This is a genomic window from Xenorhabdus sp. PB62.4 (assembly GCF_014467285.1).
In the GTDB taxonomy this organism is placed as follows: domain Bacteria; phylum Pseudomonadota; class Gammaproteobacteria; order Enterobacterales; family Enterobacteriaceae; genus Xenorhabdus.
The window spans coordinates 20,458-44,778 of record NZ_NKHR01000019.1 but is presented as its reverse complement, the minus strand read 5'-3'; the positions used below and the strand labels follow the sequence as shown (position 1 = coordinate 44,778).

The window sequence follows — 24,321 nt, the reverse complement described above, 5'->3', positions numbered from 1 at the left end:
TGGAAACAAGCCAAATATCACTGGCGACGTTTTATCACCTGGACTCAAGATACCATGGAGTATGAGCTAAATACGTTATTGGAAGGTTATGGTGATCAATTTGCAATTAATTTTTCTTGAGCACTTAGTAGCATTACGGTTATAAATAACACTCAAACTGCTCCAACAACAAAAATTGATAATCAAAACACACCCGAATCAGAAACTCATATCATCAGTAATTATAGCGATATGACAATCGAGCCACATTCTTCTGTTCAAGCAACAAGAATAGACACACCTATTATTCCTGAAACACGCCCTAATTACTATGTGGCTAATTCCGGCCCTGCTCCAGAAGTTAGAGCTGTTTTTTATTGGTCTCACTCCTTCACATCACAATGGTTCGAACATTCATCTATCACGGTAAAAGCCGGTGAAGACGGAATATTAAAAGCACCTGGCAATGCTTTATATTACAGTAAAGTTGTAATTTATAACGATACAGATAAACGAGCCTTTGTTACCGGGTATAATAAATAACGATATAAAAAAGTTATTTATTACCAATAAAACTTAAATGATGGCACTAAGGTAAAAACAAAATTATGAACACCACACCTATTATTGTATCTGAAAATAGAACACTGCCTTTATCAAATGAAATAATAATGTTAGATACTTATACAGTTTCCACACCTGATTATGAATGGGATATGTCATCAATAATAAAAGATGCTATTATTGGTGGCATAGGATTTATTCCCGGTGCTGGCCCTGCGATGTCTTTTCTATTGGGGTTATTTTGGCCTCAACAAAAAGACAATACTTGGGAACAAATTCTCCAGAAAGTCGAACAGATGATAGAGGATGCCGCCCTAAAAACCATTCAGGGTATACTTAATGGAGATATACAAGAAATCAAAGGAAAAATGGAACATGTGGAATACATGTTAGAAACTTCGCCCGGTAGTCAGGAAAGCCATGACGCGTATATGTTCCTGGCCAGATATCTGGTTAGTGTAGAGGAAAAGTTTAAGTCTTTTGATAATAAAACAAACTATCAAATTCTTCCAATGTACTCTAACACTCTTATGTTACAGGCTCCTTATTGGAAAATGGGAATAGAGAAGAAAGGCGAAATTGGTTTAACAGATATAGAAGTCGATGAATTAAAGCAACTCATCAACAAATTAGTTGCCAATGCGAATAACTATATTCATACAATGTATACTAACCAATACGATGATGCTATAAACACCTCAACAGCAGGAAGTGTGACTAATAATTTATTCTCTGTAAGAGGATATTGTTTATTACACGGTTTAGAATGTCTTGAACTCATTGAGCATATACAAAACAATAGCCTTGAAAGTGGTTTTTATCCCAAGACTATCAGTTATTCAACTGTGTTTGATCGTCCTACAAACAAAACGAGAATTCAGGCTCTTACAGAAGACGATAAAATGCAGGAACCACTCAAGCCCTCTTTAATCAATGGAAAGTATAGTAAAATAAAATCACTCATTGGGTATGTACAAAGGATCGGCAATGCACCTAGAGTAGGAGGTATTAAGGTCATATTTGACAACGACTCATCTCATACACTTGGTACAGTGACATCAGAAACAAGATCAATTGAGTTAAATGATAGTGTTATAACCAGCCTGGAAGTATGGGGTAATGGTGCGGTTGATGAGGCTCTATTTAGGCTAAGTGATGGACGCCAATTCAGTTTCGGCCAGCGCTATGCCAGCAAATATAGAAAATTCGCGGTTGATGGTCACTATATTGCCGGGCTTTATCTGGCCAGTGATGAACCTTCACTTGCTGGTCAAACCGCAGGAATTGTGGTTTCATACCATATGGTAACTGATAAAAAATAATATGGTATATATCCAATAAATTTCAAATTACAGAACAACTGTAAAAAAGTAAATATCCAGTCACATAGCTGATTATGTGACTGGAATATGTAAGCCCAATCAACATCCCCCACTCTGAACTGCTTAGCAGACTATTTTATGAATAACTGAATTATTAAAAATCAATTAATAAATTAGATTACGAAGTTTTATTCTAAATACCACTAAAAACTATCTTGTAATAAAAAATAACTCATAAAAAACCAAACATTTGTTTGCAACTCTCCATCGATAACACAACAGATTGTTTTAAAAGGAATTATTGTAGACAAAAATATAGTTTACTGACTTGATGTATTTATCTATCTAATTTCCCCTGATTTTACAGCATAATATTCAAGATGCAGATCACGTTTTTCTGCAAAATACATGCTTTATAAAACTTACGATCACATTCTCATAATTGGAACTAAACATAAAAATAGCCTTTACTATCAGTCACACATGAAATAAAACATCAATACAAAAAAACAACTAGGGAAATAATATGTCAAAAAGGGAAAACCAGATATTGCAACTTCTAAAACGTGATCCTTTCATTCAGCAGCAAGAACTTGCTGATATCCTTGGAATTAGTCGATCATGTGTTGCAGGACATATTATGAATCTCAGTAAAAAAGGTTACATCAAAGGCAAAGGTTATATTTTATCCAATGACGTTTATACTGTCACAATTGGCGCCGCCAATATGGATCTAACAAGTTATGCCTATGCCAAATTGATTTATGAAGATTCCAACCCAGGGAAAATTATTTCAACACCAGGCGGTGTTGGAAGAAACATTGCACAAAATATTGCATTATTAAAAAATGAAAGTTACTTAATATCTGTTGTTGGTAATGATTCACATGGAAACATACTGTTTGAGCAAACAAAATCAGCAGGAGTTAATGTTAAATATCTCTATAAATTAGATGGAGAAAAAACATCAATCTGTAATTCACTTATCGACGAAAATGGTAAGTGTGTTGTGGCTGTTAATGACATGAGCATTTTGGAAAAACTCACTGCTACGTTATTATCTCAATCTAAATCTTTAATCCAACATGCCAGTGTCTTAGTCATTGACTGTAACTTAACAGAAGATGCCTTGAAATGGTTATTTAACCATGTCGGCAACGTTCCTATTTTTGTTGATACTGTTTCAGGATCTAAAGCGCCCAAAATTCGCCATTGGTTATCCCATATTCACACTTTAAAACCCAATCGTACTGAAGCTGAAATTCTGAGTGGAATCAAAATAGAAACTCAAAAAGATGCTGCCAATGCAGCACTCTGGTTTCATCAGCGTGGTGTCCAACGCCTAATTTTAAGTATGGATGCAGAAGGAGTCTATTACAGTGAATTGGACAACACATCAGGATGGTCACATGCTATCAATACTAATGTTATTAATACCAATGGAGCTGGTGATGCGATGATGGCCGGTCTTGTGCATTGTTGGTTAGAAGGTATGGAACTGAAAGAAAGTATACGCTTTGCACAACAGTGTTCAGCACTGACGCTATCCTCAGAGAATGTTGAAATATTTCCTAAAAGTCGCCCATATATTTAGGAAGGAATTTTAACACACAATCCTAATGAATTATTCAAGGGAATACGCACTTGTTTACTTCGAGGATAATAGTATTACTCTTATTATGTGAATACAAGTGATATTAATATATAAAAAACAACTAATCCACTATTCCAATAAGACTGCATATGAAAAATATTATGAAAAATTATTATTTAATCAGGTAATATCTGAAAGGAAAATTTAACTTTCATATTATTTCATTAGATGAAAACATCAAAAATAAAAAGCCTCGCGAGTGCAAGGCTTATATCTATGATCGAAAATTATATAAATAGACTATCTATGATCAAGAACAATAGCCATATTCCAAGAAATATATCCCGTTAAGTTACCATTTCTATATATACCTACAACGAAAGTGTAATGTTCCCAAGGCGTACTCTGAGCAGGAGGCATTCTTTTAACTTCTAGCTCGATATAGTAACTCCTTGCTTCCTGGGGCATTACAGCTATCGGATAAAGGGTTGATGTTGTGTTGTCAGCTACCATCTTAGCGTAGTTAAAATTAACCGGTTTTGCATCTGGCATGTCGAAAAAATGAGATTCTGATGAACCCATTCGATAACACTTTGATATTGCAGATGAATATTTTAAATTCGTAGTTGTTAAAGCAACTTCGCGCCAACGAATAGAATCACTTAGATCAAGTTTAACTTTTAACTGACTACTTAAAAGTAGTTCAATATCTTGTGATCGTGTCAACATCTCAATATAATTATCAGGATAGGGAAGATAAGTAGGTTTATCAACATCTTGGCTAATTGTATGATAATCACGCATAATGGAATCGGCATCTATATCAACTAATATATCAATGACATCAGACATTACAGTATCCTCATTAATTAATTAATTGGAATATTATCTCTATAACCAAAATAAAAAATTCTATACTTTAATAGTAAACTACCTACCAGTTTTAAAATATCAAAATAAAAACAAAATAAAACATCAAAAAATCACACATATATAATAAAGATGATTTCGTCATAATAAATTTATTTTTTAATAATGTTAATTATACATTATTTATTTTTAGTAAAGTTTATCATTGTATCTATTTATTCTTATTATGTGGATGCAAGGACTCTGATTTATTAATAGCAGTGAATATTCAAATAATGGTCGATAACATTTTCATGTATTTCAATGGATGCCAATATGATATAGCATATATTCTATTAGTTCCCTTATGTTAAGCTCGCATTCAACCCTAATTTAGGATAGCATCTGCGCCTTTTTAAAATTGTCAACGATTGAGAATAAGGAAAGCTATGTTCATCGGTTTTGACTATGGCACATCAAATTGCGCGGTAGCAGAGATGATCGGGGATACACCACGGCTGATTGCTATCGAAAATGATAACTTTTACATGCCTTCTGCTTTGGCAGCACCGACCCGGGAATCTGTTTCTGAGCACTTATTTCGTCACTGGAATATCAGTCCAAGCAATCAAGCGGGTGAACAGCTTCTTCGTAGTGCGATTGCTGCAAACCATGAGGAAGGTATTGAGCTTTTGCCAGATGATATCGTATTTGGGCAAGAAGCTCTGGCTCGATATTTGGAAGATCCTCAGGATGTTTACTATGTAAAATCACCAAAATCCTTCTTGGGTGCAATGGGATTAAGGGATATCCAAATCAGCTTCTTTGAAGATCTGGTTTGCGCCATGATGGCAAATATCAAACAACAAGTAGAAATCAATAAACAACAAACTATTGAAGAGGTTGTGATCGGCCGTCCGATTAATTTTCACGGACGGGGTGGCGATAAATCTAACCAACAAGCTGAGAAGATTTTACTTGATGCAGCAAAACGAGCAGGGTTTCGCAATATTGAATTCCAATTTGAGCCAGTCGCGGCAGGTTTGGAATATGAGGCCACTCTGACAGAAGATAAAACAGTATTAGTCGTTGATATTGGCGGTGGAACGACAGACTGTTCTCTTATCCGAATGGGGCCAAGCTGGCGAGGAAAATCTGAACGAAAGGATAGCTTACTGGCACACACTGGTCAGCGTATCGGTGGAAACGATTTGGATATTAATCTGACCTTTAAACAGCTAATGCACCCTTTTGGGTTAGGAAGCAAAGTTATCTCAGGCATTGATATGCCACTGACTCAGTTTTGGAATCCGATTGCCATTAATGATGTTCAGGCCCAGAAAGATTTTTATTCTCGCCAGAATTTGACGGTATTAAAATCCTTGCACAGAGATGCTCAAGAACCAGAAAAATTAGCTAGATTATTGAAAGTATATCAAGACACATTGGGATATAGCTTGGTTCGCAGTGCAGAGGAAACCAAAATTGCCCTTTCAGAGCAATCTGAACATCGCGTTAAGCTCAATTTATTATCAGAGATTATTGAGGTTAGCATCCAGCGCGATCAGATGATTGACGCAATCGAATCCACGAAAGCGAAAATGGCTAAATTGGTTAGCGAAGCGGTGGTACAAGGAGGTACTCAACCTGATGTGATCTTTATGACGGGAGGTTCAGCAAGTTCACCTATCCTGCGTCAGGCAGTTGAACAAGAGTTGCCGGGTATTCCATTAGTTGGCGGTAATTACTTTGGTTCCGTGACTACAGGTCTGGCACGCTGGGCAAAAATTTGTTTCGCTTGATAAGCTACAAGCAGGCTCAATAATACTGGGCCTGCTTAACATTGAGTACAAATAGCTTACCCTATAGCTTGATATTCATTACCCTATAATCTTTATTATGAGATATATCAATGTAACTCCAATCTGATAACAGAATTCAACCCAGATATTTATTAAGTGATGATTGGGATGGCCAAGAAGATGCAAAAAGTCCTTATTGATTCAGCAGCGCTGAGTGCAACAATAACCACTTATCCACTAGAGATATCACCTGATCACTCTCTTCACCATATTGCGCCATTACAATGGCTCCATCGATGAGCAATGTGATTTGCTTAGATAGCACCAGCTTTTCCGGTATATCAGGTAGGAATTCTGCGAGTGTTTTTGTCATTTCCTGTTTATGAGACAGTACGACAGGTTGTATCTCAGATAATGCCTGAGAAAATTCAATCGAAGAATTGATAAAAGAACAACCGCGAAATTCGCTGCTCATAAACCATTTTTTCAGTACGGCAGGAATTGCTTTTATAAGTGTTCCATGAACAGACATTTCAACAGTTAATGTCGTATGGAACCAATCTATCCAGTGCTGATGTCTGTATTCAAGAAATGCCATGATCAAATCATTTTTAGAGGGGAAGTGCCGATAAAAGGTGACTTTTTTGACACCGGCTTCTTTGATGATACGGTCTATTCCTGTTGCTCTGATCCCTTCTTGATAAAAAAGATTGTGGGCAACCTGAAGAATACGCTCACGTGCAGTTGAGATGTTTTTTGACATAGTGACTCCTTTAATAGAATTATCGATTAATTAAAGAGTTATGGGCCTATGATGAAAACCGCATTGCTGTCAGGTTCGCCTATGAATGGCAAGATGACTCAGGGAACTGGTACCGCAGCTATGGTAATGAAAACTGGGATTTTAACGAACAGGGGCTTATGACCAACCGATATGCCTGTATTAATGACGTACCGATCAAGGAAGAAGAACGCCTTTTTTTATGGCCATTGGGGCGTCGGCCTGATAATCACCCTGAACTTTCAGAATATGGGCTTTAATAACCCGCTGACAGGTAAGCGTTAAGTCAGCAATTATCATCATGTCCTGCCACGGAAGGCTATATATCATGCGTTGTACCAGATAAGGCGGACATTATGACAATGATTAAACAGCGATTACATGCACTTCTTCATTACATCGATGAACATATTGATACACAGATGGATGGAGAAAATTTGAGCCGTGTTGCAGCTTGCTCTAAGTATCACTTTCACAGATTATTTTCAGCAAATTACGGCATCAGCGTTGCTGCCTATATCAGGCAACTTCGATTGAAAAAAGCCGTTTATGATCTCGCCTATAGCAATAACCCAGTTATAGACATTGCTTTTGCCTGTGGATATGAAAGTCCCGAGGCATTCTCAAGAGCATTCAAAAGCGCTATTGGTCAAAGTCCCACTGAATTCAGGCAAGAGCCTGATTGGTCTGTCTGGTATAGCCAACACCAAATCATAAATGAAATTAGGACTAAAGTGATGAATGAGAAATTACCTTATCTTGAAGTGAAAATCGTTGATTTTCCAGAAAATTCAATCGCAGTTATGGAACACAAAGGCTCTCCATCGGATATCGGTCATACAATCAGGGCATTCAAAGAGTGGAGAATAAACAATAAATTACCACTCGGGCGGTACAAAACATTCAATCTTGTTTATGCAGATCCGACAAAAGTTGAACCGGATGAATATAAATTTGATTTGTGTGTCGAAGTCTCCTCCATGTTTGAGATTAACAACCCAATAATCATCAAAAAAACCATTCCATCAGGAAAATGTGCTTATATAAGACATATTGGTCCAGATGAGGAAATAACCACCTTAGTCAATTACTTGTATACACGCTGGCTGTCGGAAAACAACCAAGAAGTCCGGGACTTCCCACTATTTTTTGAACGAGTAAAGTTATTCCCTAACGTCCCAGAAACTGAAACTGTGACAGATATCTACCTGCCTCTGGTGTAAAAAGCCTCTCTTTCAAGTTGCGGTTGTGTCGGTTATGCCGCAATTTGAAACCCGTTTGGTATATGATTGCCTAGTCTCTTAATCAGGAATATCAACTAAGAGACCGGGCTTTCATAAGTACAAAAAACAAACTAACATTACCCTGGTGCCGGGCGAGTAAAAATTTTTATTCAAAATAATGAAGATATTTTACCGATACAGAAGGAGAGAAATGCTTCTTTCCTAACCTTTCAGATAAATATCAATTTTAACTTATGTTTTTATAGTAAAATAAATACACCAGACAAATACTAAAATCAACATATAAAACATCAAATGGTGATTTTAATGATGAATTTATACGTTATTTTTTGGTGCCATATGAACAAAATACCAACCAAAATCCACGTATTATGTTGATAAATAACAATTAAATTTAAATCTCTCCTAAGACTGTCTATGCCCTGATAAAAACGAGGTAAAACAGTAAATCCCTACATTGATTGCGTGAATATAAACAGGGTTACTGCATAAATATGCGCAATATAATTACATGTAGTTATAAATGAATAAGTTTATTGGTTATAGAAAAGTAATATCATATCTTATGTGATTATGAAAAATAAGGGCACTGGTTTTAAATAGGCATTGATTTTAAATAGGTAATAGCATCATGGGGGGATACCCCCCATGCGGCTTGTTAGTTTGCTGTTTTGACAACCCACCGATTAAATAAATAACGTGAGCCGTAAGCGGGAAATACATTAAACAATGCAAAGAAAATCTTAATTAGGATTTGCACGATCATCATTGCAACAATTTGATTTACAGGCAATTTTCCATAAAATGCTACAAAACAGAAAATAAAACTATCAATCACTGATGCAATGAATGTACTGAAAAATACTCTTAACGCCAAAAAACGAGAATTTGTCATATCTTTCAGCTTGCACAAAATATAAGAGTTGACAAGCTCTGAAACTAAAAATGACAAAGAGGATGCAAAGATTGCCGACAATATATGATTCATCAGAGCATTATACTGATCATTTAAATCCCAACTTGCAATTGCCGGTAAACTGGTTGAAATACTCAACAAGGATACGATAATCAGATTAGAGATTAATGACATGTATATTGCTTTTCTTGCTAATCTGAATCCATAAAATTCACTCAGCAAATCAATAACTAAAAATGAAAAAGGATAAATAAACGTACCAGGAGTAACAATAATATCAAGGTATTCGATATAAACGGGTTTTGCTGCTGCTATATTGCTGAATGTATAGAAAATTGTCAGTAATAATGCGAGAAACGAATAAATAACCCAGGATTTTTCATTACGCTCTTCAATTTCATAAACTGAGGGAGTATTTGGGAAACTAGAATACAACTTTCTATAAAGTGATTTTATCTCGTGATTGTCCAGATCATCCGCTATTTCGCTCTTTTCAAGCTCCTTTGTGTTTATTTTCAACACCTTTCCGGTTGATAAAATTAATACATTCGCTGTATTATCCTGACTATTGAATCCCAGTAATTTATATTTTTTTCCCATATCCGAACCGTTCTTCCATTATATCCCCAATCACCATAAAACTATCCGAATTCTCTTGAGTAAACTCTTTTATATGAAACTTCTGCTTTTTTGGATCGAAACATAATTTTGGGTTATTGTTCTGATAGTTACCCCTCTTAATTATTAATAAATCACCTGCATTATATTTACCTAAAAAATCATTCTCAAGTAAAATGGCAACGATATTAGGCCCTGAACCAAAATAATAAGTCAGTGGCCTATCCACAATCAGAGACCCTATCTTACTGTCAGAAAAGTCAGAAGTAATGCATTCAGACTGCATAAATAACGGAACAGCACTGGGGTTCATGTTTCCTTCATAAGAGACAACCGCGTCCAGACGTTCTTTTTCTGCAATATCCGTTGCCTCTATTTCACTATATGATACGCCAAAGAAATTGGAGACTTTTTGTATTGTAGAAGAGTGAACGTTTTGAACTCTGCCATCCAAAATATTATAGATAGTTGTACGGTTAAGCCCTGTTCGATCACAGAGAGATACTCTTGTTTCCCCTCTGGAATCAAGTAGATATTGTAAGTTTTTTTTCAGGTGTTTCATTTTTTGTTTCTTATACATACTAACGCCCAGAAAAATATATAACTGGCTAATTTATATGACCTTTTAGACTAACCATTTTTTCTTAGAGCAAGGAAGGGTGAAAAACACTCTTGTCATTAAATAGCAAAAATGATAGCAATTTATTTTTAACTGATATTATTTAGTAATATAACAAAATTATCTTATATTGAAAATATTAATTAAATAATTTATATTTTATATAGAAACCAACAAAACAGATAATGAAACACATAATGACAACTCAAAATATAGGAGATATGACTTATGTTGATTTTTTAGTTTCAATTCTCCAATTTATACGGAAAATTATCTTTTATGGGTATGATGTTAATGAAGACAGGTATATAAATACATGCGTTATTATTTATTAGTTAAAATTTAACAAGTATAAATTACATGAGATAGAGATGAGTTTATCCCTTAAAAATAATGAACCCTATTTAAAGGGGTTAATCGCCATGATGGAACATCTCAGCGATCCTTGGGGCATTAAGGATTTAGTGTCCCGACATATCTATATGAATAAAGCTGCTTACCTTTACACTAATACACCAACAAATTTTGATGTCGAAGGTAAGTTAGATTGTGAATTTCCAACAGATTGGTCTGATGATCAATTTTCACAAGATCTTAAAGAGCATGACCGGAGAACAGAGAAATCAAAAGATAGAGTTTCAATTATCGAAACACATTATTGGTACGGAAAAAACTCGCTCTCACCTTTCATCAGTGAAAAATTTCCCATATATAACGATGAAAAAGAGTGTATCGGAATAGTGTGGAATGCTAAACCACTCAGTAATCTTTCTCCTTTAAAATACATCAATCGCCAAGCACCCAGTGTTCTCACGACAGAAGCTGCAACCGATCTGTTTACCAAAGGTGAGCTGGATATCATCTTCTTAATGCTGCAAAGACGCTCAAATAAGGAAATTGCTCAAATATACAACGTTAGCCACAAGACGATAGAAAACAGGGTGTATAACATCTATCAGAAGGCCAATGTTCATTCGATCCAACAATTTGAGGAATTTTGCCTGAATATACAATTAGACAGTTATATTCCAGAACGCCTCATTGAAAAAGGCGTTCTCTTTATCTAAATAAATCAAGGGAATGATAGTCGTGCTCAAAATTGAACACTACCCACTGAGCCGAGTGCCACAAACGCAACGTTTATCGCTGTTAAGCGTGGCGATTGTTCATATGGGTATGTTGACGGCATTGGATCAATTTATGCTTGGGGCTGTACTCGGTAACTCTATGGCGGTGCTCGATGCTTTTATCGCCATTTTCATCGGCAGTTTGATTTTTGGTATTGTTACAGTTGGGCTTGGCTTTGCGGGAATGCGTGAAGGTTTATCCGGTAGCCTGTTGGCTCGATGGTGTGGTTTTGGCCGCATAGGTTCAGTATTAATCGGGTTCGTTGTTGCAGTCAGTTTACTGGGCTGGTTTGGTATCCAAAATGCCATTTTTGCCCATTCGCTTAACTTTGCTTCTGGTGACAAACTTGGGTTTAGCCGGGCAGCAGCCTTATCCGGCATATTGTTAACCACATTGGTTACTTTTGGCTTTAAGGCGTTACGGTTTACTGCCAGAATTGCTGTTCCCCTCTTTATTTTTCTGATCGCTTATATCTCTACTAGTGTGCTATCCAGCGGAACAGATCAATATTTGCACGAGATCATTAAGCTGCCTCACTCTGGTGAAAAGCTATCTATCAGTGCAGGAATCACTATTGTTGTTGGCGGTGCAATTGTAGCCAGTTTGATGACTCCGGATCTCACCCGCTATACCAAATCAGGCAAGCATGTTTTCGGGATCACCTTGTTGACTATTATTGCTGGTGAATTTGTCATTAATGGCCTTGCGATTCTCATTGCAAAAGCGCTGAATACAGCAGATGTCGTTACTATCATGTCACAAGTCGCAGGAGGAACGGGTCTTATGGTCGTCGTCTTTTCTACATTGAGAGTCAATGACTTAAACCTGTACTCTTCGTCATTAGGCATTATCAATGCGATAGAGGGCATCACAGGCAAAAAACTTAGCTATCCTCCGACAACTATAGCCATTGGCATGCTAGGAACGCTACTTTCTATTCTGGGTATTCTAGAACGATTTGTAGATTTCCTGACGGTATTAGGCGTTGTCTTCCCTCCTATCCTTGGGATCATGCTGGTTGATTACTATATTCTGCGTTCCCATCGTCAGGTACTGGGTAATAGCCTGAAAAAAGGCACGCTTCCCCATGAAACACCAACCATCGGCTGGGCGGCTATTATCGCCTGTCTTATCGGTAGTATTATTGGCCTGAGAACAGATTGGGGTGTACCGGCAATTAATTCGTTATTGCTGGCAAGTGTTGCCTATGGAGTATTTAAGTTAATCTGTAAGCGCTTTTAACATGAAACATCCTTGATATTGCTCCCCATCCGGGGAGCCGTTTTCCATTTAACGGCTGGCATGTTTCGCTGCATATTCTTCGCTATTAACCCATTGATGATCTTTTTCCCACGTGAATAACCACTTACGGGTCGGGCCAGCCATGACATTCAAATAATAGCTATCATAACCTGCAATGGTAGCCACGGGATGATACCCTTTTGGTACCATCACCACATCCTTGTTGTAAACTGCCATGGTTTCATCTAACGAGCGATCATCGGTATAGACCCGCTGCACACAAAAACCCTGCGATGGATTCAGACGATGGTAATAGGTCTCTTCCAGATAAGTTTCTTGTGGTTCATTGTTGGTATCATGCTTGTGGCTAGGATAGGAGCTGGTGCATCCCTCATCAGTATAAACTTCAACAACCAGCAGGCTATCCGCAGGTTGGTCGTCGGGCAAAATGTTGTGAACATAACGCCGATTATTGCCATTGCCACGGTGTTCCGCACTAATATCCTGCGGTGTAATCAAGCGGGTAGGATAATTTCCTTTCCCCTTTGCCTGACATACCGCCAATTCGAGTTGAGTTTCAGCAATGATGACCATTAGTTCATTGGGTGCAACATAAACAGCATAAGGTTTTTTACGCTCAAATGGGCTGATGCGTTCCCCAATTTTCTCAAATCGTTGTTGAAGTGTAATCACCGAAGCTATTCCCGCAATCAACACCAGACAAGTTTCATTTTCCGATGCAGGTAAGGTAATGGATTCTCCCACATTCAGTTCATAAACAGAGAAGTGGACATGTTCCCAGTTTGCTGTTTGCGGCGTGATATGTTGTATCCGCTTATCCTGATCGGGTACGTGGTATTTTGATAGTAATTTAGACATTTGGCCCCCACTCTTTGTATTTAAATCAGTCGCATTTAAATCAATTCCGCTTCTTTGGCAAATCGATACAAATTGTTATATCCCATCGTGGCATAAGCCAGCGGATGGGCAACAGCGGGATCTTGTTCTGCCTCAACGACCAACCAACCGTTATAGTGATTCGCTTTCAATACATCAAAAATGGCCGGATAATCGACGCAACCATCACCGGGTACGGTAAAAACACCACTCAATACGGCATCAAGGAAACTGGTCTTCCGATTTTTGACATCCTTCAACACGTCAGGACGAATATCTTTGCAATGCACATGGTTAATACGTTTGCACCAGCGTCTTGCTACTGCCAATGGATCATCGCCGGCAAAGGTCAGATGCCCGGTGTCCAATAACAAACCCACTTCTTCTCCTGTATTTTCCATCAGGTTATTGATGTCTTCTGCACTTTCAATCACTGTCCCCATATGGTGATGATAAGCAATCTGCACGCCTTGTGATTGGGTATAATGAGCGAACTCTGTCAGCTTTTCGCCATATTCCTGCCAGCGCCCTGCCGGAAACAGAGGTCGCAGATGTACTGGTTTACTCTGATTACCATGAATGCAGTGTGTCACTTCGGCAAACACCATCACGGTAGCGCCTAATTCACGCAATAGAGTCAAATGCGGCTGAACCGCTGCGGTTTCTTCCTCAACACTGCGCGTGAGTAGTTCCCCAGAATACCAACCGGACACCAGTTTCAAATCATGGGCAGCCAGAATAGGCCCCAAAACCTGCGCCTGACGAGGAAATTTATTGCCAAGCTCAAAACCTGAAAATCCCGCCTGCCGCCCTTCTGTCAGGCAAGTTTCCAGAGGTATTTCTGCACCCAAAGAAGGCAAGTCGTCATTAGTCCATGTCAGGGGATTGATGCCAAGTTGAACAGCCATAAGGGTTCTCCTGTTTTACATAGTTATTCCGGCTTCGCTATCCGCGCTGGCGCCAATAGCTAATCAGATTGTGATAGTTGGTTTTTATTTGCAGAATAAGAGCCTCATCATCAATTTCTTCCGCCAGCCATTGTAATGAAGGTTGACCAAACAGCGTTCGTCCGACAGCGAAGCCTTTCACTATCGATTTTCCGGCTGCCGCTTTGAAGCTGGCTTTCAGGATGGTTTCAGGGGCATCAAGGCCAAGGATCACAACTCCCCGGCAATAAGGATCACGCTGTTCAATCAATGCCGAAATTTGATCCCAGGTAGTGGATTGCATCGGCGGTAATTTCCACCAGTCAGGTTTAACGCCGAGATTGTAGAAACGCTGGAGCGCTCGCAGGTATAGCTCATCAGAATGGGGCATATCGACTGGCAAGATCACTTCCAACAATAATTCATGACCAGACTGACAACAGGCAGCATAGACTTCCTGCACCGTTTTTTCCTGTTCCAGACGTAATGGAAGGTTATCTTCTGGATGGAAGAACACTAAACATTTCACGATATGTTCGTGTGGCCAGTTAATAAGCTGAGAACCAATATCACCATGTTCAAGGCAAAGTGGCCGGGAACCGGGTAGTTCTATCGGACGACCAATCCATAACCCCTTTCCTGTTGCGGCATTCAGTACATCTTGACCGAAACTACTGTCACACAATATTCCCGCTTTTCCTTCCAAATGGGCTTCTGTGCAAACCTCTTGGCTGGCTCGGAACAGTAATTTTTTCAATTGTGGAATTCGATCGAGGCTGGCATTCACTTTGCGTGCCATTTCAACAAACTGAATACGGTGATCAAATGCCATCACACACAGTTCATCCCACTGTTTACGCCGGCTACCAATACGATGCAAGTGATTGAGATGTACATCCAAATCAGGACACGGCACTTCCGCTGCCCGCATCAGATAATTATCCAATTCAGTTTTGTCCGGCATAGCTGGCGCACAGCCATGACGGGAAGCGACTAAAGCCCCGCAAGCATTGGCATAGATGCAAGCCTGTTCCCAGCTTTCGTTGTTGAGGTAACCACGCAATAAGCCTGACATAAAAGCATCTCCTGCCCCCAGGACATTTAATACTTCCACTTTTACGCCTTGTACGGTGATCCCTTCATCTAAGGTGTCTGGAATACTGGCAATAAATACAGAACATCCCAACGCCCCCTGCTTGCAAACCAATGTTGCAGTCGTCAGTGCTCGTACATTTCGCAAGGCTTCTACCGTGTCCGTAACACCACCAGCAATATGAAATTCTTCTTCGGTTCCTACAATCAGATCAAATTGGGAAAGCACTTCCTGTAATTGTGATGTCACCTGCTCTGAAGCGATATAACGAGTTTCACCGTCACCCAGTGAGGTCAATCCCCACAATACCGGGCGATAATCAATATCAATGGCCGTCTTGACACTATTGCGGCGGGCATATTGCAGTGCGGTCAGCACAGCATCACGAGTTTGTGGATGGGAAAGATGAGTTCCGGTGATCGCCAGACAACGGGAAGATGCAATATAGTCTTCACTGAAATCATCGCGGGTAATGGCCATATCAGCACAATTATCACGGTAAAAAATCAGCGGGAATGTTTCGTTATCTTTAATACCGAGCAAAACCAATGCCGTCAGCCGTTCTTTGTCAGTAATCAAATGACTGGTATCACAGCCAACCCGCATCAACTCCTCACGCAGAAAGCGCCCCATGTGTTCATCGCCAACTCTTGCCAGCATTGAGGATTTTAATCCCTGACAAGCCGTACCGTAGGCCACATTCCCCGAAGATCCACCCAGATATTTTGAAAAACTCCCCATGTCTTCCAGACGGGAGCCAATCTGCTGACCATACAGATCAACCGCGATACGTCCCATGCAGATAACATCAAACCGTCTATGCTGCTCCATTGATTCACCTCTTACCGAATCGCTTGATTTTGTTAAACCTCAAATGATTTTGAACAGCAAAATTTAATTAATTTCAGCGACGTTAACCCAACGTTTCTCTTGATATGCCCTTTATATTTCATTTCCTTATTTTTCAGCTAAATGGCGTAGGTTTTTTGATTACTATCTTTTTGATCTATTGCTGATTTCTATCTGTCTGGTCATTACGTTCAGCAGGGATTCAGGCAGCTTGCCAAAAGGATAGCGCCTTGCCTATTTGATAGAAAACATAACTCAGAATGCTGGCCGCAAATATATAGTAGATTGCCATGACATAAGCCGGCACATTATGGGCAAGGAAAACGTACATGGAGATAGCAGCCAATGTAATTAACCATCCCATTGGTTTCACCATTGACCACGATGTAATATCCACCTGCTCTGTATACACTTCCTGATAAGATTCAGCCGGGAAAAAATAACCAATCGCCAGCATGAAAACGATATTCAGAACAAACAGAATGCCTACCAGATGGAAAAAATGAATATTAATGTTCAAGACAAAATTACAAACGATGTAAGCTGACATACCAAACAGCAACCCCAGTTTTGCTGCAATCGGGGGAACCTTCTTTGTCATTAACCCGACCAATACCACACTGAGGATGGGTGCATTAAAAATCCCCTGTAATTGTTGAATCAGATAGAACAAACCGTCAGGTGCATTAGCAACAAGCGGAGCAATGAGCATTGTTGCCAATGCAAGTATGATCCCCAAATATTTGCCTACCGCCACGGTTTGTGCTTCCGTAGCGTTCGGGTTAATCCTCGATTTATAGATATTAACGGTAAATAACGTCACGGAAGAATTCAGGCCACCACTGAATGTTGAGAATACAGCTCCCACAACAACGGCGGCAAAAAAGCCAACCAGAATTTTAGGTAATACCAACTGTACTAATGCAGGATAAGCATTATCGGGATTATCCATCTGACCACTGAAAATATGGAATGCAATTATCCCCGGCAAAATAATGATCGAAGGAATAATGAGCTTAAATAGAGCACATAGCATTACACCTTTTTGCCCTTCCGCGAGATTCTTGGCACCTAATGATTTCTGCACAATAGATTGGTTGGTACACCAGAAAAACATGTTAGAGACAATCAAGCCAGTAAATAGCGTCGAAAATGGAACAAGTGAATCTTCACTACCTATGGAATTGAATTTATCAGGATGAGTCTGATAAACATCGGTCAGACCTTTCCAGGCGTTACCATCCCCGACATACAACAAGGCAAAAACGGTTACCATCAATCCGCCGACAATCAGGCCAACACCATTCACGGTATCAGCCACTGCAATGGCTTTGATCCCGCCGAAAATAGCGTAAATCGCACCGAGTCCCCCGACACCCCAAACCATGATCCAAAGCGCCGTAGTTTTATCGACGTGAAAAACCTGCGAAACCTGAAAAAGACTTTCCAGCGCAATGGCTCCGGTATATAGCACAATGGGTAATAATGAAATGACATACATTGCCAGAAATAGAATTGATGTAATGAGTAAGGTATTTTTATCAAACCGACGCTCAAGATATTCGGGGATCGTTGAAATACCCAGTTTCAGATATTTAGGCAGGAAGTAGACAGCAAATAAGACAATGGTTAATGCCGCAATCACTTCCCAAGCCATAACAATAAATCCGGTTCTGAATGCCAACCCATTCAAACCGACCAAATGTTCTGTAGACAGATTCATTAACAACATGGAACTGCCGATATATATGCCGGTCAGGGAGCGCCCGCCAAGAAAATAGCCCTCAGTTGAATCAATTAAGTGTTTGTTTCGTGTTTTATAATAAGCAATTCCTGCGACCAGTAGCGTAAAACCGATAAAAGAAAGAAAAGCTGACATATGATCCTCCACCCTGATTAACCGTTTTCAGGCATTAAAAACCCTCTTTCTGTTCTTATTTTTTATGAAATAAATGTTCCAGCTATACGTTTTATAAAACCCGGTTATAACTTGATTTCTTTACCGGATTGCAGGGATTCGAGCGCCTTATCTGCAAGGTACAGTGCCTGTTCACCATCAATACCACTGGCTTCAGGAATTACTCTACCTGCCATAACATCAACAAAATGGCTCCATTCTGCAATATAGGCTTCACGGTAGCGTTGCAAGAAGAAATGCTCTGGTTTGGCGGCAATACAACCTTCTTCACCCCAGACCTCGACACTGTTTTCCCTGATATTTCCTGCGGTCAGCAAACCTTTTTCACCGTGCAACTCAAGGCGCTGATCATAGCCATAGCCCGAACGGCGGCTGTTAGTTATGGTCGCCATTACTCCTGATGGGAATTTCATAACAATAAATGCGGTGTCAATGTCTCCCGCTGCGCCAATGGACGGATCAACAAGATTGCTGCCCTGAGCATAAATAGCACACGGTTCTTCCCCGATGATAAAACGTGCCATGTCAAAGTCATGGATGGTCATGTCCCGGAACATGCCGCCAGATACCCGGACATATTCAGCGGGTGGTGGAGAGGGATCACGAGAGGTAATCAGCAAGGATTCCGCTTTGCCAACCGTACCGGCATCAAACAAGTTTTTTAGCCGACGGAACTGAGGATCGTAACGGCGATTAAACCCGATAACCAAAGGAACCTGACACGCTTTTACCGTAGCAAGACACTGACGAACCCGCTCAAGATCAAGATGAACCGGTTTTTCACAGAAGATCATTTTATTGTGCCGAGCCGCCAGTTCGATTAAATCGGCGTGGGTATCCGTTGCTGATGCGATAAGCACACCATGAACATCAGGATCGGCCATCGCTTCTTCTGTGGTCTGAATTTTGGATTGATATTTGTGTACCAATATTTCAGCACTTGCCAGATGCGGATCTATCACAGAATAAAGGCAAGTTTCTTTATGATTAGCAATGTTGGCAGCGTGAACCTGCCCAATTCGCCCAGCGCCAAATAATGCAATATTGAACATGAATGCTCCTTGATACCTGCTTTTGGTGTGGATGAAAATATATCAAACAAAATATTTATTTCAATTTTGTTTTATTTGAAAAATTTATTTTTTAGAGCCAGCTCATAACTTTCACTTGGAGTGCATCTTGCCAACAATTTCCTCAATAGCCACTATGGGGAAGATGCTTCTTCAGCATATTTGCATTTTGAGATAAGGAAAAATGGACATGCTGTTGATCCGCGCAATTTATTACCACCGAAACAGCGACAAGGCGTGTGTCTAAATACGCAGTATCGGTTAATATTGGCGCACTTTATTTTTCACATATTCTCTGATTTTTTCCGCCGATGCGGTGATCGCTGGTTCCTCAGCAACCTGCGCGGTTCCTGTTCTCCACCAAGATTCATAATCATGCGTCATGGTTTTTGGCAGTACTTTAATATCTATCAAAGTCGCACGTGGCTGTTTTTGCGCATCCAGCAAAGCGGCAATTAATTGTTGCTCGTTATGCACCCGATAACTCTTGCAACCGTAACTTTCCGCATTTTTGGCGAAATCCACCTGTATCAAGGCACCATCCAATTGACCATTTTTCGGGTTGCGATAACGATTTTCCGTGGCAAAACTCCCCATGCCTTGACTCATCTGCAAGTTATTGATGCAGCCAAATCCGGCATTATCAAACAACAGAACAGTGATCTTGATGTTTTCCTGAATGGCAGTTTGTAATTCGCTGTTCAGCATCAGATACGAACCATCACCGACCATCGCATAAACTGGCTGTTCCGGGCAGGCAAGTTTTGCCCCCAACGATGCCGCAATTTCATACCCCATGCAGGAATAGCCATATTCCAGATGATAAGTATCTGGTACTTTTGGCCGCCAAACCCGCTGCAAATCGCCCGGCAGGGAACCCGCAGCCCCAACAATGATGGCGTTTGGTTCCAAATACTGATCCATCAGGCCAAGAACACGGGTTTGAGTCAGGTTGGTTTGCAGTGTTTCACTGTACTCACTGAATTTACTATCCAAATGCCCCGCGATTTCTGGCTTGAATCCGTCCTGATATTGAATAGAAAACAGCCGCTCTAATTCTTTCTGCCAAACTGATTTGGCCTGTGCTATTTCCTGCTGCCATGCTGAACGCCATGCTATTTCTGCCAGTTTCTGCGCAATTGCATTCAACCCCTCACGGGCATCCGCCAATACACCGACCGCATCTAGTTTGCACGCATCAAACTCCGCCACATTGATAGTGAGAAATTCCACATCTGGATGCTGGAATAATGACTTTGAGGCGGTCGTAAAATCAGTAAAACGTGTCCCAACACCAATAATCAAGTCGGCTTCTTTGGCAAGCAGGTTTGCAGCCAAACAGCCCGTCGTCCCTATCCCGCCACAATTCAGGGGGTGATCTGCCACAACTGCACTTTTTCCTGCCTGTGTTTCAGCAAATGGAATATTGAATGTTTCAGCGAAATGGCGAAAAACATCATGGGCTTCGGAATAACGTACACCACCCCCACAAATCAACAGTGGCTTTTTCTTGCGCATAATCAGTGCCAATGCGTCCTGAATCCGCGCTTGAGAAGCAGGACGACGCTCAATCTGATGAATTCGCTTCTGGAAGAAGTAATCCGGGTAATCCCATACCTCTCCCTGCACATCCTGGGGAAGACAAATTGTGACTGCGCCTGTATCTGCCGGATCGGTCAATACCCGCATGGCGTGGATCATTGCTGTCATCAATTGTTCTGGTCTGGAAATGCGATCCCAATAGCGGGATACCGGGCGGAAGCAATCATTGGTGCTAATGGTGCCATCACCATATTGTTCTACTTGTTGCAAAACAGGATCTGGCTGACGGCAGGCAAAAGTATCTCCCGGCAATAACAAGAGCGGGATGCGGTTTGCTGTTGCGGTTGCCGCAGCCGTGACCATATTGGCAGCGCCCGGCCCAATAGAAGAAGTTACGGCAAAAATCTGCCGACGCTTTTTCTGCTTGGCAAAACCCGTGGCAATGTGTGCCATTCCCTGTTCATTACAACCTTGGTAAACGCGAAGATGTCCCGGCTCCTGCTCCAGTGCCTGACCTAATCCCACCACATTACCGTGCCCAAATATTGTGAAAATACCCTGAATAAAAGGATATTCTTCTCCATCAACACAGATATATTGCTGATTGAGGAATTTGACCAGAGCCTGAGCCATCGTCATCTTTTTCGTATTCATTGAAGTATGATTCATAGAAGTATGATTCATAGAAATAGCTACTCCATTGTCGGCATTACAAAGCTGCTGTCGTGATGCTCTAAACGTACACTGGCAGGCCAACGGCTGGTAACCGTTTTCATGCGGGTATAGAAACGCACGCCATCATTACCATGTACATTCAGCGGCCCGAAAATGGAACGTTTCCAGCCACCGAAACTATGGAATGCCATTGGCACAGGAATAGGGATATTCACGCCAACCATGCCAGCCTGAACATCTTCACTAAATTGACGGGCAGTTTCACCATCACAGGTAAAGATAGCAGCGCCATTACCATATTCATGGTAATTCACCAGGTTCAATGCCGTGTCATAATCCGGTACGCGAACAATGGCAAGCACCGGGCCAAAAATCTCTTCTTTATAAATTTTCATATCTGGCGTGACATAATCAAACAGTGTCGGCCCCACGAAATAGCCATTTTCATAGCCAGCAACCTGATACCCACGCCCATCCACCAGCAACTTAGCACCCTGTTCTACACCGCTGCGAATGTAGTCATAAATTTTCGCTTTGTGCTGTTCAGTAATCACTGGTCCCATGTCATTTTCTTTTCCTTCGGTCATACCAATACCGACAGACATATGGCCAATTTGATGCTGGAGTTTTTCTACCAATTTATCTGCGATCTCATCGCCAACTGCCAATACAACAGACAATGCCATGCAGCGTTCCCCTGCTGCGCCAAATGCCGCCCCCATAATGGCATTTGCCGCCATATCTATATCAGCATCCGGCATCAGGACACTGTGGTTCTTCGCGCCGCCTAATGCCTGACAACGCTTACCATGCGCCGATGCGGTGGTATAAACATATTCCGCAACCGGTGTTGAACCAACAAAACTGACGGCCTGAATGCGAGGGTCAGTTAGCAGCACATCAACGGCTTCTTTGTCTCCCTGAATAACATTAAATACGCCGTCCGGCACACCGGCCTGCTGCAATAATTTCGCCAGTTCTATTGAGAGAGAAGGATCTTTTTCCGATGGTTTCAAGACAAAAGTATTTCCTGTCGCCAAGGCAATCGGGAACATCCACATTGGAACCATCGCAGGAAAGTTAAATGGCGTGATGCCGGCACAAACACCTAATGGCTGCATCAAGGAATGGCTGTCAACACCTGTTCCCACATTAGCAGAGTGCTCCCCTTTTTGTAGATGGGGAATACCGCAGGCAAATTCGACCACTTCAAGACCACGTGTCAATTCACCTATAGCATCGGAATAGATTTTGCCATGCTCTTCAGAAATTAGCCGTGCTAATCTGTCGCAGTTTTCTTCCAGCAGTGACTTGAACTTAAACATGATCCTCGCCCGTTTCAACGGGGAGGTTTTTGCCCATTCGGTAAAGGCCAAGTGGGCAGATTCAATAGCATGCTGAGTCTCATGAACCGTGCTTAAGGCAACCTGCCGAACCTCCTGCCCTGTAGCCGGATTAAAGATTGATGAAATGCGACCACTTTGGCTATCAGTGAGTTGCCCGCCAATAAAATTTTTAACCTGTTCCATTCTGAGCCTCTCTAAAAATACAAAGACGATTGAATCAATAGAAGTTAATCAATAGAAGTTGAATCAAGATGCCACAGATATATGAAATATACATTTCACTTTCAATGAGAATTGAAATGCGTTTTAATTAATGTGATCAACACGTTATTTTTATGCAATTATATTCATCATCCAGTGGCAACTTGCGAATATCTTCGCCTGCATCAAGCATAATTGCCTGATGAATGAATTACCTATTTCATTAAAATTTCTTTATGGAGGCATTATGTCTGCTGCGTCTAACCTGAATGAACTTCAAGAACAAGTACGCTCACGCTATGGTGAATTAAGTAAAAGATTACAACAAGTTGCAAGATATGTGCTGGATAATACGAACAGTGTTGCATTTGATACTGTTGCCATTATCGCAAAAGAAGCTGACGTTCCGCCTTCCACTTTGATCCGTTTTGCCAATGCCTTTAATTTCACTGGATTCAATGAAATGAAACAATTGTTTCGCATGAATCTGGTGGAAGAAACAGCCAGCTATACCGATCGGGCACGCCTGTTCAAAGAATTAGACGGTGCTCATCAAATACCGGAAGAACCCCAACATATTTTGCAGGAATTTGCCCACTCCAATGCTCAGGCCATGCAACAACTCGCGGCACGCACACCGGCAGAGGATTTAAATAAGGCAGTGAATTTGCTGGCAAATGCGCACAATATTTACATTATTGGGCTGCGTCGCTCTTTCAGTGTTGCATCATACCTTGCTTATGCCCTCAGTCATCTCGAATGCCGCCCTATGTTGCTCGATGGTTTAGGTGGTATGTTCCGCGAACAAATGAATATGATCGGCCCCAAAGACATCGTGATATCCATTAGTTTTACACCGTATGCAGAAGAAACCGTAATGGTAAGCGAAAGAGCAGCAAAGGCAGGGGCAAAGCAAATTGTGATCACTGATAGCCAAATTAGCCCGCTGGCTAGTTTCAGTGATGTTTGCTTTGTCGTGAAGGAAGCACAGGTTGATGCGTTCCGTTCTCAATCTGCAACCTTATGTTTAGTGCAATCATTGACAGTAGCACTGGCGTACCGGCAGGGTAATGCAAGTTGACATGCTTGATCGTGCCTTTTAGCCGTCACTGAATCTTTTCCATCCGGGAGAAAATCCAGTGGCGG

Annotated in this window: 19 protein-coding genes and 1 pseudogene; 9 read left to right on the top strand and 11 right to left on the bottom strand. The window is 40.8% G+C overall.

Annotated elements, in window-relative coordinates; all coding sequences use genetic code 11:
* Positions 1-231 precede the first annotated feature (231 nt).
* From Xenpb_RS14775 to Xenpb_RS14765, 3 genes are all read left to right on the top strand, one after another.
* The gene (locus Xenpb_RS14775) at positions 232-522 is read left to right on the top strand and encodes a JHE-like toxin PirA (protein WP_255523150.1); all 291 of its coding nucleotides are present in this window, start codon (positions 232-234) and stop codon (positions 520-522) included.
* A gap of 65 nt (positions 523-587) precedes the next feature.
* Positions 588-1,865, top strand: coding sequence for a toxin PirB (locus Xenpb_RS14770; protein WP_187655025.1), 1,278 nt, complete (start codon positions 588-590; stop codon positions 1,863-1,865).
* A gap of 526 nt (positions 1,866-2,391) precedes the next feature.
* Positions 2,392-3,459 (top strand): PfkB family carbohydrate kinase, encoded by a 1,068-nt coding sequence (locus tag Xenpb_RS14765; RefSeq protein WP_187655024.1) that lies wholly within the window; start codon positions 2,392-2,394, stop codon positions 3,457-3,459.
* Between the two features lie 300 nt (positions 3,460-3,759).
* On the opposite strand, the gene Xenpb_RS14760 is transcribed toward Xenpb_RS14765, so the two are convergent.
* Positions 3,760-4,311 (bottom strand): AidA/PixA family protein, encoded by a 552-nt coding sequence (locus tag Xenpb_RS14760; protein ID WP_187655023.1) that lies wholly within the window; start codon positions 4,309-4,311, stop codon positions 3,760-3,762.
* A 446-nt stretch (positions 4,312-4,757) separates the two neighbouring features.
* Here Xenpb_RS14760 and yegD point away from each other — a divergent pair, with 446 nt between their 5' ends.
* Positions 4,758-6,110 (top strand): molecular chaperone, encoded by a 1,353-nt coding sequence (yegD, locus tag Xenpb_RS14755; RefSeq protein WP_187655022.1) that lies wholly within the window; start codon positions 4,758-4,760, stop codon positions 6,108-6,110.
* Positions 6,111-6,303: 193 nt separating this feature from the next.
* Here yegD and Xenpb_RS14750 read toward each other — a convergent pair whose 3' ends face one another.
* Positions 6,304-6,873 carry a TetR/AcrR family transcriptional regulator gene (locus Xenpb_RS14750; protein WP_187655021.1) on the bottom strand — a complete coding sequence of 190 codons (570 nt, stop codon included), beginning with the start codon at positions 6,871-6,873 and terminating at the stop codon, positions 6,304-6,306.
* A gap of 20 nt (positions 6,874-6,893) precedes the next feature.
* On the opposite strand from Xenpb_RS14750, the pseudogene Xenpb_RS14745 reads away from it, so the two are divergent.
* Positions 6,894-7,151, top strand: a pseudogene (locus Xenpb_RS14745) (DUF1348 family protein); the annotation flags it as partial.
* A 96-nt stretch (positions 7,152-7,247) separates the two neighbouring features.
* Positions 7,248-8,114, top strand: a complete 867-nt coding sequence (locus tag Xenpb_RS14740) for a GyrI-like domain-containing protein (protein WP_187655020.1) — start codon at positions 7,248-7,250, stop codon at positions 8,112-8,114.
* A 679-nt stretch (positions 8,115-8,793) separates the two neighbouring features.
* Here Xenpb_RS14740 and Xenpb_RS14735 read toward each other — a convergent pair.
* Together Xenpb_RS14735 and Xenpb_RS14730 are read right to left on the bottom strand one after the other, a co-directional pair.
* Entirely contained in the window at positions 8,794-9,651 is an 858-nt protein-coding gene (locus Xenpb_RS14735; RefSeq protein WP_187655019.1) for a queuosine precursor transporter, read from the bottom strand.
* A complete protein-coding gene (locus Xenpb_RS14730; RefSeq protein WP_187655018.1) occupies positions 9,635-10,249 on the bottom strand; it encodes a helix-turn-helix transcriptional regulator in 615 nt (204 codons plus the stop codon). Before Xenpb_RS14730 ends, Xenpb_RS14735 begins: the two co-directional genes overlap by 17 nt.
* Before the next feature lie 410 nt (positions 10,250-10,659).
* Between Xenpb_RS14730 and Xenpb_RS14725 the strand changes: the two genes are divergently transcribed.
* On the top strand, positions 10,660-11,355 hold the full coding sequence (locus Xenpb_RS14725) for a helix-turn-helix transcriptional regulator (RefSeq protein WP_187655017.1): 696 nt from the start codon (positions 10,660-10,662) through the stop codon (positions 11,353-11,355).
* 22 nt (positions 11,356-11,377) lie between these two features.
* Positions 11,378-12,658 carry a cytosine permease gene (locus Xenpb_RS14720; protein WP_187655016.1) on the top strand — a complete coding sequence of 427 codons (1,281 nt, stop codon included), beginning with the start codon at positions 11,378-11,380 and terminating at the stop codon, positions 12,656-12,658.
* A 48-nt stretch (positions 12,659-12,706) separates the two neighbouring features.
* Here the strand turns inward: Xenpb_RS14720 and iolB are convergent, their stop codons facing one another.
* The 7 genes from iolB to Xenpb_RS14685 all read right to left on the bottom strand — a co-directional run bounded on the left by iolB (position 12,707) and on the right by Xenpb_RS14685 (position 23,157).
* On the bottom strand, positions 12,707-13,537 hold the full coding sequence (gene iolB / locus Xenpb_RS14715; RefSeq protein ID WP_187655015.1) for a 5-deoxy-glucuronate isomerase: 831 nt from the start codon (positions 13,535-13,537) through the stop codon (positions 12,707-12,709).
* Between the two features lie 35 nt (positions 13,538-13,572).
* Entirely contained in the window at positions 13,573-14,463 is an 891-nt protein-coding gene (gene iolE, locus Xenpb_RS14710; RefSeq protein ID WP_187655014.1) for a myo-inosose-2 dehydratase, read from the bottom strand.
* A 37-nt stretch (positions 14,464-14,500) separates the two neighbouring features.
* Complete coding sequence (gene iolC, locus Xenpb_RS14705; RefSeq protein ID WP_187655013.1) at positions 14,501-16,405, bottom strand: 5-dehydro-2-deoxygluconokinase; 1,905 nt, start codon at positions 16,403-16,405, stop codon at positions 14,501-14,503.
* Between the two features lie 220 nt (positions 16,406-16,625).
* On the bottom strand, positions 16,626-18,302 hold the full coding sequence (locus Xenpb_RS14700) for a solute:sodium symporter family transporter (RefSeq protein ID WP_187655012.1): 1,677 nt from the start codon (positions 18,300-18,302) through the stop codon (positions 16,626-16,628).
* A 104-nt stretch (positions 18,303-18,406) separates the two neighbouring features.
* Entirely contained in the window at positions 18,407-19,393 is a 987-nt protein-coding gene (gene iolG / locus Xenpb_RS14695) for an inositol 2-dehydrogenase (protein WP_187655011.1), read from the bottom strand.
* 279 nt (positions 19,394-19,672) lie between these two features.
* Positions 19,673-21,607, bottom strand: a complete 1,935-nt coding sequence (gene iolD, locus Xenpb_RS14690) for a 3D-(3,5/4)-trihydroxycyclohexane-1,2-dione acylhydrolase (decyclizing) (protein ID WP_222943000.1) — start codon at positions 21,605-21,607, stop codon at positions 19,673-19,675.
* A gap of 38 nt (positions 21,608-21,645) precedes the next feature.
* On the bottom strand, positions 21,646-23,157 hold the full coding sequence (locus Xenpb_RS14685) for a CoA-acylating methylmalonate-semialdehyde dehydrogenase (protein WP_187655009.1): 1,512 nt from the start codon (positions 23,155-23,157) through the stop codon (positions 21,646-21,648).
* Between the two features lie 265 nt (positions 23,158-23,422).
* On the opposite strand from Xenpb_RS14685, the gene Xenpb_RS14680 reads away from it, so the two are divergent.
* Entirely contained in the window at positions 23,423-24,256 is an 834-nt protein-coding gene (locus Xenpb_RS14680) for a MurR/RpiR family transcriptional regulator (protein ID WP_187655008.1), read from the top strand.
* Positions 24,257-24,321 lie beyond the last annotated feature (65 nt).